At 59.4% G+C, this 12,731-nt stretch carries 10 protein-coding genes; all 10 read right to left on the bottom strand.

The window, feature by feature from the left end; all coding sequences use genetic code 11:
• Positions 1 to 2: 2 nt before the first annotated feature.
• Positions 3 to 1,634: a CTP synthase gene (locus tag PCPL58_RS09110; RefSeq protein WP_003364819.1), complete on the bottom strand. Its 1,632-nt coding sequence runs from the start codon at positions 1,632 to 1,634 to the stop codon at positions 3 to 5.
• Positions 1,635 to 1,897: 263 nt separating this feature from the next.
• Complete coding sequence (tilS, locus tag PCPL58_RS09105; RefSeq protein WP_065349268.1) at positions 1,898 to 3,235, bottom strand: tRNA lysidine(34) synthetase TilS; 1,338 nt, start codon at positions 3,233 to 3,235, stop codon at positions 1,898 to 1,900.
• Positions 3,236 to 3,369: 134 nt separating this feature from the next.
• Positions 3,370 to 4,317, bottom strand: coding sequence for an acetyl-CoA carboxylase carboxyl transferase subunit alpha (gene accA, locus PCPL58_RS09100; protein ID WP_065349267.1), 948 nt, complete (start codon positions 4,315 to 4,317; stop codon positions 3,370 to 3,372).
• A 128-nt stretch (positions 4,318 to 4,445) separates the two neighbouring features.
• Positions 4,446 to 7,967: a DNA polymerase III subunit alpha gene (gene dnaE / locus PCPL58_RS09095; RefSeq protein ID WP_003433366.1), complete on the bottom strand. Its 3,522-nt coding sequence runs from the start codon at positions 7,965 to 7,967 to the stop codon at positions 4,446 to 4,448.
• 68 nt (positions 7,968 to 8,035) lie between these two features.
• The gene (rnhB, locus tag PCPL58_RS09090; protein WP_058416034.1) at positions 8,036 to 8,689 is read right to left on the bottom strand and encodes a ribonuclease HII; all 654 of its coding nucleotides are present in this window, start codon (positions 8,687 to 8,689) and stop codon (positions 8,036 to 8,038) included.
• Between the two features lie 11 nt (positions 8,690 to 8,700).
• Positions 8,701 to 9,843, bottom strand: a complete 1,143-nt coding sequence (lpxB, locus tag PCPL58_RS09085) for a lipid-A-disaccharide synthase (protein ID WP_003364834.1) — start codon at positions 9,841 to 9,843, stop codon at positions 8,701 to 8,703.
• A gap of 2 nt (positions 9,844 to 9,845) precedes the next feature.
• The gene (lpxA, locus tag PCPL58_RS09080) at positions 9,846 to 10,622 is read right to left on the bottom strand and encodes an acyl-ACP--UDP-N-acetylglucosamine O-acyltransferase (protein WP_065349266.1); all 777 of its coding nucleotides are present in this window, start codon (positions 10,620 to 10,622) and stop codon (positions 9,846 to 9,848) included.
• Positions 10,619 to 11,059: a 3-hydroxyacyl-ACP dehydratase FabZ gene (gene fabZ, locus PCPL58_RS09075; protein WP_002554719.1), complete on the bottom strand. Its 441-nt coding sequence runs from the start codon at positions 11,057 to 11,059 to the stop codon at positions 10,619 to 10,621. The genes lpxA and fabZ overlap by 4 nt, the downstream gene beginning before the upstream one ends.
• 109 nt (positions 11,060 to 11,168) lie before the next feature.
• On the bottom strand, positions 11,169 to 12,224 hold the full coding sequence (lpxD, locus tag PCPL58_RS09070) for a UDP-3-O-(3-hydroxymyristoyl)glucosamine N-acyltransferase (protein WP_003314304.1): 1,056 nt from the start codon (positions 12,222 to 12,224) through the stop codon (positions 11,169 to 11,171).
• Positions 12,225 to 12,226: 2 nt separating this feature from the next.
• Positions 12,227 to 12,730: an OmpH/Skp family outer membrane protein gene (locus tag PCPL58_RS09065; RefSeq protein ID WP_003364839.1), complete on the bottom strand. Its 504-nt coding sequence runs from the start codon at positions 12,728 to 12,730 to the stop codon at positions 12,227 to 12,229.
• Position 12,731: the final 1 nt, after the last annotated feature.

Genomic DNA, 12,731 nt, shown 5'->3' with positions numbered 1-12,731 from the left:
TGTCAGGAATTTTTCTGATGTTGAGCCAATGCCGCCTTGACGAAGCCGCTGAACAGCGGATGACCGTCACGGGGCGTTGAGGTGAATTCCGGGTGGAACTGGCAAGCGACGAACCATGGATGATCCGGTGCTTCGACCACTTCAACCAGTGCGCCATCGCCCGAGCGGCCGGAGATCTTCAGGCCCGCCTCGATCAGTTGCGGCAACAGATTGTTGTTCACTTCATAGCGATGACGATGACGTTCGACGATCACGTCCTTGGTGTAGCAATCGTGGACCAGCGAACCGGCTTCAAGCTGGCACTCTTGTGCGCCCAGACGCATGGTGCCGCCCAGATCGGAGCTTTCGGTACGGGTTTCGACTGCACCGGTGGCGTCTTCCCATTCGGTGATCAGACCCACTACAGCGTGTGCGCTGGTACGGTCGAACTCGGTGGAGTTGGCGTCTTTCCAGCCCAGCACGTTACGCGCGAACTCGATGACCGCGACCTGCATGCCCAGGCAGATGCCGAGGTACGGAACCTTGTTCTCACGGGCGAACTGAACGGCAGTGATCTTGCCTTCGACGCCGCGCAGACCGAAGCCACCCGGAACCAGGATCGCGTCCACGCCTTCCAGCAGGCCGGTGCCCTGGTTTTCAATGTCTTCAGAGTCGATGTAGCGCAGGTTGACCTTGGTGCGATTGGTGATACCGGCGTGGCTCATGGCTTCGATCAACGACTTGTAGGCGTCGAGCAGCTCCATGTACTTGCCGACCATCGCGATGGTCACTTCGTGTTCCGGGTTGAGCTTGGCGTCGACGACCTTGTCCCATTCGGACAGGTCGGCACCACCACATTGCAGACCGAAGCGCTCGACCACAAAATCGTCCAGGCCTTGCGAATGCAGAATGCCCGGGATCTTGTAGATGGTGTCCGCGTCTTCGAGGGCGATGACCGCACGCTCTTCGACGTTGGTGAACTGAGCGATCTTGCGACGCGAGGAAACGTCGATCGGGTGATCGGAGCGGCAGACCAGCACATCAGGCTGCAGGCCGATGGAGCGCAGTTCCTTCACCGAATGCTGGGTCGGCTTGGTCTTGGTCTCGCCGGCAGTAGCGATGTACGGCACCAGCGTCAGGTGCATCAGCATTGCGCGGCGTGCGCCGACTTCGAAACGCAACTGGCGGATGGCTTCAAGGAACGGTTGGGACTCGATGTCGCCTACGGTACCGCCGATCTCGACCAGCGCCACATCGGCATCGCCTGCACCCTTGATGATACGGCGCTTGATTTCATCGGTGATGTGCGGGATGACCTGAATGGTCGCGCCCAGGTAATCACCACGGCGCTCTTTGCGCAGGACGTGCTCGTACACACGGCCGGTGGTGAAGTTGTTGTTCTGGGTCATGGTGGTGCGGATGAACCGCTCGTAGTGACCAAGGTCCAGGTCGGTCTCGGCGCCGTCGTGAGTGACGAACACCTCACCGTGCTGGAACGGGCTCATGGTGCCTGGGTCCACGTTGATGTAGGGATCCAGTTTGAGCATGGTGACCTTGAGTCCCCGCGCCTCCAGGATGGCCGCCAATGAAGCCGAGGCAATGCCTTTCCCCAATGAAGAAACAACACCGCCCGTGACGAAGATGTAGCGCGTCATGAAAAACCCTAGAAGTCTGCGTTAAAGCGGTCAGAGCCGCCGGGGATAGCGAAGGAAGGCCGAAGCCCCCGATTACCGACAAAATTCACGGTGCACTCCCGAAACTGCTGCGTTGAAACCGACCGGCCGAAGCCAGTATGGTGTGCGCTACATTTTAAGAATTACCCAGTAAATACTGGTTGGTAACCGGCAACTCATGTCGTTTCAAAAGAACCGACAGAAGCTGTATCAAGAAGGGAGCGTAGTCTACCTGAAAGGGCCTTTCAGCTCAAACTTTGGTCGCCGGTCGGCACAACCCAGCGCAAACGCCAGTTTTCATTGGGCGAACCGTCCAGTCCAGGCAGGTTGGCGACGGCCAGCAGCACGTTATCGAGGTAGAGCAGCGGCAATCTGCCGCGCAGAAACGCCGGTACTGACTGCTCGTTGAGCAGGCGCTTGAGATCACGGCTGCCACGTCCGTCCAGGCGTAACACTTCACCGCCCTGCCGATAGCGGACTTGCAGACACCCCGACGGCGCGTCGCCTTCCAGAACCACGCGGCCATTGCCGGGCAAGTCCAGCGCCACACCAGGGTCCGTCCAGTCCATTACCTGATGACAGAGCGGCTCCCAGGCAGCCGGCACCCACCAGATGCAGCCCTGCGCCCTGTGCAACGCTCCATCGGCGAGCCGCCACAGCGGACCCGCGTCCTGCGCCGCATCGCGCAACGCCTCCCAGCCAGCCCAGTGATCGGTGTCCGGCAGACGCGTCAGTGGCGCAAGCCAATGACGCACTGCATTGCGCTGCCGGGCTGCGGACAAAGCGGCAATCGGCCCTAGACTCAACACCGGCAGGCCAACCCAGCCGAACGACGTAGCAGCCTGAGCATTGGCAATATCCTGCAGCGCAAGCTCATCGAGCAATTGCTGCGCTTCGCCGAGGTGGTGTGCGGTACGTGCCAAACTGGCGGCTGCCTGCGGCCATCTGGAGGTCAGCAACGGCAGTACCTGATTGCGCAGAAAATTGCGCGAAAACTGCTGATCGTCATTGCTAGGATCTTCGATCCAGTTCAGTCCATGTCGATGCGCGTAATCTTCCAGCTGCATACGCGACACATCCAGCAGCGGCCTCAGCAGATGCCCACGGCCTAGCACTCGCCGATCGGGCATGGCAGCCAGACCACGCACGCCTGCGCCGCGCAGTAGACGGAACAGCAGGGTCTCGGCCTGATCATCGCGATGCTGCCCCGTCAGCAGCACCTCGCCCTCACCCAGCCGCTCAGTGAAGGCGCCGTAACGCGCCTGACGGGCAGCCTGCTCGAGACTTGCAGCGGGCTCGACCTGAACGCGAACAGACTCGAATGCCACGCCGAGCGCCTTGCAGACCTGCTGACAATGCTCCGGCCAGGCATCGGCAGCGGTCTGCAGACCGTGGTGCACATGGATTGCGTTGAGCGCAGGCAGGGTTTCGCGGCCGGCGAGTTCAGCCAGAAGATGCAAAAGCACGGTTGAGTCGAGGCCGCCAGAGAAACCGACATGCCAGACAGGCGCATTGCGCCAGGGGGCCAGAACTTGAAGAAGCCTGACAGAAAGATCATGACCGGCGCGTGATGGAGTGGTCATGGGTGTTTTTCACCGGTCTGCGGGTTCGCACACTAAACGCTTCAGTGCCCAAGCCAGTCCTTTCGCGAACAGGTTCGCTCCCACGCCTTCCGGGCAGAAGCCCGCAAGACGTGGAAGCAATCGGGCGACGCAGCTTACAGACCGTAGCTCATCAAGCGGTCATAACGGCGGGCCAGCAGCTCATCGTTATCGAACTCCTTGAGCATCGCCAGCTGACTGCTCAACTCTTCGCGAATCAAGGCAGCGGCGGCGACCGGATCACGATGCGCGCCACCCAGTGGCTCGGCGATGACCTTGTCGACGATACCCAGGACTTTCAGGCGGTCAGCGGTGATGCCCATGGCTTCAGCAGCATCCGGTGCCTTCTCGGCGGTTTTCCACAGAATCGACGCGCAGCCTTCCGGAGAGATTACCGCGTAGGTCGAATACTGCAGCATGTTCAACTGGTCACATACGCCAATCGCCAGCGCACCACCGGAACCACCTTCACCGATAACAGTAGCGATAATCGGGGTCTTGAGACGGGCCATCACACGCAGGTTCCAGGCAATTGCCTCGCTCTGGTTGCGCTCTTCCGCGTCGATACCAGGATAAGCGCCCGGCGTATCGATAAAGGTCAGGATCGGCATCTTGAAGCGCTCGGCCATTTCCATCAGGCGGCAGGCCTTGCGATAGCCTTCGGGGCGCGGCATGCCGAAGTTGCGACGAACCTTCTCGCGCACTTCCCGGCCTTTCTGATGACCGATAACCATGACTGGCTGGTTGTCGAGACGGGCAATACCGCCGACGATCGCCGCATCATCGGAGAAATGACGATCACCGTGCAGCTCATCGAACTCGGTAAAGATGTTTTCGATGTAGTCCAGCGTGTAGGGACGACGCGGATGGCGCGCCATGCGCGCGATCTGCCAGCTGGTCAGGTTGCCGAAGATGCTTTCAGTGAGCGTCTTGCTCTTGTCTTGCAGCCGGGAGATCTCGTCGCCGATGTTCAGCGAGTTGTCATTACCCACCAAGCGCAGTTCTTCGATTTTGGCCTGCAAGTCAGCGATAGGCTGTTCGAAATCAAGAAAATTCGGGTTCATAGGCATCCGTCTTGGGTCGACGGCCAAGAGGCCGGCCGGTTGATCCGTCTGCGCCGTTCCTGTTCGGAACCGGCGCGTTCAGGTCGAAATTAAAATTCAGGGTTGAGCGCAAGTCGAGCCTGCGACGCTCAACGATACTGGAGAAAGACGTTCTCACGTCCGAACTGGTCACGCAGAGCTTGAATCAAGCTGTCCGCAGGATCAATCCGCCATGCTTCTCCCAATTGCAGCAATGCGCGGGCGTCCTGCCCCGTGTAGTCCACCGTGATCGGACAGGCACCGCGATGGCGCTTGCACAGATCGCCCAGCCAGCGCAGCCGGTCGCCCTTGAGCGCTTCGGCACGCACCGTCACACGCAGGCTCTCGGCCAGATTGGTGCGGGCATCCTCGATACTCATGACACGCTTGGCCCGCAGGCGCAGCCCACCGGAGAAGTCATCATTACTGACTTCGCCCTCGACCACCACCATAGCATCGGTCTGCAACAGTGACTGAGCCGAATGAAACGCTTCGGCAAACAGCGACGCCTCGATGCGCGCCGAGCGATCGTCCAGGGTAATGAACCCCATCTTGTCGCCCTTCTTGTTCTTCATGACGCGCAGGGCAATGATCAGGCCTGCGACCGTCTGGGTGTCTCTTGCGGGCTTGAGATCAATGATCCGTTGCCGGGCGAAACGGCGGATCTCGCCTTCATATTCATCGATCGGGTGCCCGGTCAGGTACAGCCCCAGGGTTTCCTTTTCACCACGCAGACGATCCTTGAGGCTCAGCTCACGGGTCTTGCGATGATTCGCATAAACATCGGCGTCCGCTTCGACGAACAGGCCGCCAAACAGGTCCGAGTGACCACTGTCGCGACTGCGCGCCGTCTGCTCGGCAGCCTGAATGGCCTCTTCCAGCGCCGCAAGCAACACCGAACGGTTACGATCGATATTGGCCTGATAAGCCTTGGGCTCAAGTTCGAAGTACGGCCCGAGACGATCCAGCGCACCGCTGCGAATCAGGCCATCCAGCGTTCGCTTGTTGACGCGCTTGAGGTCGACGCGGGCGCAGAAGTCGAACAAGTCCTTGAACGGCCCGTTCTGGCGCGCATCGGTAATCGCCTCGACCGGCCCCTCGCCTACGCCCTTGATCGCGCCAAGGCCATAAAGAATGCGGCCATCGTCACTCACCGTGAACTTGAACTCCGAGGTGTTCACGTCCGGCGCGTCGAGGCGCAGCTTCATCGTGCGCACTTCTTCGATCAAGGTCACGACCTTGTCGGTGTTGTGCATATCCGCCGACAACACCGCCGCCATGAACGGCGCCGGGTAGTGAGTCTTCAACCAGGCAGTCTGGTACGACACCAGCCCGTAGGCCGCGGAGTGGGACTTGTTGAAACCGTAACCAGCGAATTTTTCCACCAGGTCGAAGATGTTACCGGCCAGGTCCGGGTCGATGTTATTGGTCTTGCAGCCATCGATGAAACCACCGCGCTGCTTGGCCATTTCCTCGGGCTTTTTCTTGCCCATTGCGCGACGCAGCATGTCCGCACCGCCAAGGGTGTAACCGGCCATGACCTGAGCGATCTGCATCACCTGTTCCTGATACAGGATAATGCCGTAGGTCGGTGCCAGCACCGGCTTGAGGCCTTCGTACTGGTAATCGACATGCGGATAGGACAGCTCGGCGCGACCGTGCTTACGGTTGATGAAGTCGTCCACCATGCCCGATTGCAGCGGGCCGGGGCGGAACAACGCCACCAGTGCGATCAAGTCTTCCAGACAGTCTGGCTTGAGCTTTTTGATCAGCTCTTTCATGCCGCGCGACTCGAGCTGGAACACCGCCGTGGTCTCGGCGCGCTGCAGCAACTGATAGGTCGGCATGTCGTCGAGCGGGATGAACGCGATGTCCAGCGGTTCTTCGTTGACCTTGGCGCGGTCGCGGTTGATGGTCTTGAGTGCCCAGTCGATGATGGTCAGGGTACGCAGACCGAGGAAGTCGAACTTCACCAGCCCCGCAGCCTCGACATCGTCCTTGTCGAACTGGGTCACCAGACCGTCACCGGCCTCATCGCAATAGATCGGCGAGAAGTCGGTCAGCTTGGTCGGGGCAATCACCACACCACCGGCGTGCTTACCGACGTTACGCACAATGCCTTCGAGCTTGAGCGCCATCTCCCAGATTTCCGCAGCTTCCTCATCCACCTTGAGGAAATCGCGAAGAATCTCTTCCTGCTCGTAGGCTTTTTCGAGGGTCATGCCGACTTCGAACGGGATCATCTTCGACAGACGATCCGCCAGCCCGTAAGACTTGCCCTGCACCCGCGCCACGTCACGCACCACCGCCTTGGCGGCCATGGAACCGAAGGTGATGATCTGGCTGACCGCGTTGCGACCGTACTTCTCGGCCACATACTCGATCACCCGGTCACGACCATCCATGCAGAAGTCGACGTCGAAGTCGGGCATGGAGACCCGCTCCGGGTTCAGGAAGCGTTCGAACAGCAGGTCGTATTCCAGCGGGTCGAGGTCGGTGATCTTCTGCACATAGGCAACCAGCGATCCGGCCCCCGAACCACGACCCGGCCCCACCGGTACGCCGTTGCTCTTGGCCCACTGGATGAAGTCCATCACGATCAGAAAGTAACCGGGGAAGCCCATCTGGATAATGATATCCAGCTCGAAATTCAGCCGATCGACATACACCTGACGCCTGGCTTCGTAATCTTCGGTCGTGTCCTTGGGCAGCAGGACTGCAAGACGCTCCTCCAGGCCATCGAAGGAGACCTTGCGGAAATACTCATCGATGGTCATGCCATCGGGAATAGGGAAGTTGGGCAGGAAGTGCGTGCCCAGCTTGACGTCGATGTTGCAGCGCTTGGCAATCTCGACGGTGTTTTCCAGCGCTTCCGGCAGGTCGCTGAACAGCTCGGCCATTTCTTCCGGGCTTTTCAGGTATTGCTGATCGCTGTAATTGTGCGAGCGACGCGGGTCGTCCAGCGCACGGCCTTCACCGATGCATACGCGGGTTTCGTGGGCTTCGAAATCGGCCTGTTTGATGAAGCGCACATCATTGGTCGCCACCAACGGCGCGCCGTGACGCTCGGCCAGGGCCACCGCAGCGTGCAGGTGTTCTTCGTCATTGGCGCGGTTGGTACGCTGCACTTCGATGTAGAAGCGGTCAGGAAAGACTTCCAGCCACTCGCGCAACAGTTCGTCGGCCTCCCCCGGATTGCCGCCGAGCAAGGCCATGCCGATCTCGCCTTCCTTGGCCGCGGAAAGCGCAATCACGCCTTCGCTGGCCTGTGCGACCCACTGGCGCTGAATGACGATCTGGCCGTTGCGCTGGCCTTCGATAAAGCCTCGGGAAATCAGCTCGGTGAGGTTGCGGTAGCCCTGGGCATTCATGGCCAGCAGGCTGATGCGGCTGAGCGCGGCATCTTCGTCCCTGCCTGCCAGCCATAGGTCGACGCCACAGATCGGCTTGATGCCGGAGCCCTGGGCAGCCTTGTAGAACTTGACCAGCGAACACATGTTGTTCTGGTCGGTCACCGCCACGGCGGGCATGTTCATGCCGGTCAGCGCCTTGATCAACGGTTTGACCCGGACCAGACCGTCAACCAGAGAATATTCGGTGTGCAGGCGTAGATGAACGAAAGAAGCCGGCATGGTGATCCTATAAAACGCGAAAATACAAAAAACGAAGGGCAGGATTGTAGCTGGCCCGGAGTGAAACGTCAGTCCTGCAGCAAACCGGCTGACAACGGAAGCGAGCCGCCGAGCATTAGCGTGGCGCGCGCTTCATGGGCTGCACGCACCGGAGCGAAGGAACGCCGATGAATGGGCGTAGGCCCAAGCCGGGCCAGTGCCTCCAGATGCACCGGCGTAGGATAACCCTTGTGCCCACCGATGCCATAACCCGGATAGATGAGTTCAAACGCCGCCATTTCCCGGTCCCGGCTTACCTTGGCGAGAATCGATGCGGCAGCGATGGCGGGTACCTTGGAGTCACCCTTTACCACCGGCGCCGAAGGCACCGACAACTGCGGGCAGCGGTTGCCGTCGATAAGCGCCAGTCTGGGCGTGATACTCAACCCTTCGACGGCGCGCTGCATGGCCAGCATCGTGGCGTGCAGGATATTCAACTGGTCGATCTCTTCGACTTCAGCCCTGGCGATGAACCAGCACAGGGCTTTCTCCTGAATTTCGACGTAGAGCTTTTCGCGCCTGGCTTCGGTCAGTTTCTTCGAGTCATTGAGACCGAGAATGGGCCTGGTCGGATCGAGAATGACGGCGGCGGTTACCACTGCACCGCACAGCGGACCGCGACCCACTTCATCGACACCCGCCACCAGGTCCTCGACGAGGGTAAAATCCAGACCTGTTTGCATCATGGGCGACCTCACAGTGAAGGCGACCGTCCGAGCAGGCTCAATACCGCATCGGCGGCCTGATTGGACGCATCGCGGCGCAGAACCCGGTGAATAGCGTCAAAACCGGCGGTTTGCTCGCGACCGTCTTCGATCAATGGCAGCAGCGTACGCGCCAGGGCTTCTGGCGTAGCGTCGTCCTGCAGCAGTTCAGGCACCAGCAGACGCTGGGCCAGCAGGTTCGGCAGCGACACATAAGGGCTCTTGACCATTCGCTTGAGTATCCAGAAGGTCAGCGGCGCCAGGCGGTAGGCAACCACCATGGGACGCTTGTAAAGCAGCGCTTCCAGGGTCGCCGTGCCGGAGGCGATCAGTACCGCATCGCAGGCGGCCAGAGCAACGTGCGACTGGCCGTCGAGCAGCGTGACGGGCAAATCACGACCCTGCAGCAACTGTTCCACTTGAGCCCGCCGCTGCGGGCTGGCGCACGGCAGTACGAAGCGCAGGCCCGGGCGCCGGGCAAGCAACAGTTCGGCCGTGTCGAAAAACAATGCGCCCAGACGCCCCACTTCACCGCCCCGGCTGCCCGGCATCAATGCCACAACCGGCGTATCCTGCGCGAATCCCAGGCCAGCGCGAGCACCTGCACGATCGGACTCCAGGGGGATGGTGTCTGCCAGCGGATGCCCGACGAAGCGCACCGGTACGCCCTGCTCTTCGTAGAAACGCGCCTCGAACGGCAACAGGGTCAGCATCAGATCACAGCCTTCACGAATCTTCAGCACACGCTTCTGGCGCCAGGCCCAGACTGAGGGGCTGACGTAGTGCACGGTCTTGATGCCGGCGCGACGCAGCTGAAGTTCGATATTGAGCGTGAAATCAGGGGCGTCGATGCCGATGAAGACGTCCGGCTTTTCAGTGATCAGGGTCTGGACCAGCAGCTTGCGCCGGGCCAGCAGCTCGCGCAGTCGCCCGAGCACTTCAACCAGCCCCATCACCGACAGGCGTTCCATCGGGAAGAAGGACTGCATGCCTTCGGCTTCCATCAACGGACCACCGACACCAATGAAGCGGATATCGGGATGGCGCACCTTGAGGGCACGCATCAAACCGGATCCGAGGATATCGCCGGATGCTTCACCCGCGACCAGAGCGATACAGAGTGGACTGGTCATGATTAGCGAATGATGCCGCGAGTCGACGTCTGAATGGACTGAAGAAATACCGCCACTTCAGGAAACTGCGCCGCAGGCTCTGCCAGATCGGACAGCGCCTGGCCGATGGTCAGCCCCTGGCGATAAACCGTCTTGTAGGCTCTGCGCAGCGCATGAATGGCTTCTTCGGAGAAACCCCGACGACGCATGCCCTCGAAGTTCATGCTGCGCGCCTCGGCCGGATTGCCAAACACCGTGACGAACGCAGGTACATCCTTACCGATCGCAGTGCCCATGCCGGAGAAGCTGTGCGCACCGATATGGCAGAACTGATGGACCAGAGTGAAGCCCGACAGGATAGCCCAGTCATCCACGTGAACATGGCCTGCCAGGGCGGTGTTGTTGACCAGAATCACGTGGTTGCCGATCACGCTGTCGTGCCCGATATGGGCATAGGCCATGATCAGGTTGTGATCGCCCAGCGTGGTTTCGGCACGGTCCTGAACGGTCCCGCGGTGAATTGTCACGCCTTCGCGGATCACGTTGTGATCGCCGATGACAAGGCGGGTTTCCTCGCCCTTGTATTTCAGATCAGGCGTGTCTTCACCCACCGATGAAAACTGGTAGATACGGTTGTGCTTGCCGATTCTGGTTGGCCCCTTGAGGACAACGTGAGGACCGACAACTGTACCCTCGCCAATTTCCACACCGGGTCCGATGATCGACCAAGGGCCGACCTCAACATTGTCGGCCAGAACGGCCGTCGGATCGATGATTGCGCGAGGGTCAATCAAACTCATAGTTTGCGTTCCGCACAGATGATTTCGGCAGAGCAGACTGCCTTGCCATCAACGGTAGCCTTGCATTCGAACTTCCAGATCTGGCGCTTGCTGCTCAGGAATTTCGCCTCGAGAACCAGTTGGTCGCCCGGCAGGACCGGCTGACGGAAACGCAGTTTGTCCGAGCCGACGAAATAATAGAGCGTCCCGTCCGACGGCTTGGAGTCGAGCATCTTGAACGCAAGAATACCAGCAGCCTGCGCCATCGCTTCGATGATCAGCACACCCGGCATGATGGGATGCTCAGGGAAATGACCGTTGAAAAAAGGCTCATTGACGCTGACATTCTTGTAGGCGCGAATGTTCTTGTTCTCGATATCCAGCTCGGTCACGCGATCCACCAGCAGGAACGGGTAACGATGAGGCAAGTATTCGCGAATTTCTTTGATGTCCATCATTTCGAGGGGAAGCCTGTAGTAAAGATTAGGAGTGCGTCGCGACTGCGCAGCACCCCTCTACATCAAGGAGGCAGTTTATCGACTGAGCACGCTTGATATTAAAAAGGTATCAGCCATCAGATGAGCGATTACCCGAGGAGGTCACCGTCTCTACAACCTTTTCGAGCTTTTGCAGACGTCGCGCCATGTCGTCGATCTTGCGCAGACGAGCTGCGCTCTTGCGCCATTCGTCCGCTGGTTGCATAGCCGTACCTGAGGAGTAAGAACCAGGCTCGGTGATGGAGTGCGTGACCATGGTCATACCCGTGATGTAAACACCATCGCAAATATCGATATGCCCCACCAGACCAACCCCGCCCGCCAGCATGCAATGCTTGCCGATTTTGGTGCTTCCAGAGATACCAACACACGCAGCCATCGCCGTGTGGTCGCCGACCTGCACGTTGTGGGCAATCTGAATCTGGTTGTCCAGTTTGACGCCATTGCCAATTCGCGTATCAGCCAGCGCACCCCGATCGATTGCCGTATTGACGCCAACCTCGACGTCATCACCGAGGGTGACGCCACCGATCTGTGCAACCTTGTGGTAGATACCTTTATCCTGGGCAAAGCCAAAGCCTTCGCCACCCAGCACGGCACCCGACTGGATGACCACGCGCTTGCCAATGCGCACATCGTGGTAAAGCGTTACCCGCGGGGCCAGCCAGCCGCCTTCACCGATCTCGCAGCGAGCGCCGATGAAGCAGTGCGCACCGATGGTGACACCTGCTGCAATGCGCACACCGCTCTCGATCACAGCAAAAGCGCCAATGCTGGCAGCAGGATCAATCAGTGCATCTGCGGCAATCACTGCCGTCGGATGAACGCCTGCACTACTTTTAGGCTTGGGATCGAAAAAATGCGAAATGCGCGCATAGGCCAGATAAGTATCAGGAACCACCAGCGCATTACCGGTGTAACCTTCGGCGTCTGCCGGCTTGAGCAGCACGGCAGTGGCCTGGGTATCGACCAGCAATTTACGATACTTGGGATTTGCCAGGAAACTGACTTGACCAGGGCCGGCCTCTTGCAAAGTGGCCAGCCCGGTGATTTCGATATCCTTGTCGCCACGTAACGTAGCACCAAGGAACTCGGCCAACTGGCCGAGCTTGATGGTTATGCTCATGGTTACTTCAGCTGGTTCATGCGCTCGATGACTTGGCGAGTCACGTCATACTGAGGCTTGACGTCGATCACCGCACCGCGCTCGAAAACCAGGTCGAAACCACCTTTCTTGATGACTTCTTCTACAGCCTGATCCAGCTTCGGCTTCAACTGCTTGAGCATTTCACGATCAGCAACGGCCTTGGCTTCGTTCAGTTCCTTGGACTGGAACTGGAAGTCGCGGGCCTTTTGCTTGAATTCAAGCTCCAGACGCTCGCGCTCAGGCTGAGCCATCTTGTCGCCACCGCTGACCAGACGATCCTGGATACCCTTGGCGCTGCTTTCCAGACTTTTCAGCTTGGTCAGTTGCGGACCGAATTTTTTCTCGGCATCGACAGCGTATTTCTTCGCAGCGTCAGATTCCAGCAAGGCCATCTGATAGTTCAGTACCGCAATTTTCATGTCGGCGAATGCAGGGCTTGCGACCAGTACGGTTGCCAGCATTACCAGTTGAGTCAACTTACGCACA

The organism is Pseudomonas cerasi (genome assembly GCF_900074915.1).
GTDB lineage: Bacteria > Pseudomonadota > Gammaproteobacteria > Pseudomonadales > Pseudomonadaceae > Aquipseudomonas > Aquipseudomonas cerasi.
The sequence above is the reverse complement of the archived record's forward strand: the minus strand, read 5'-3'. Positions and strand labels throughout refer to the sequence as shown.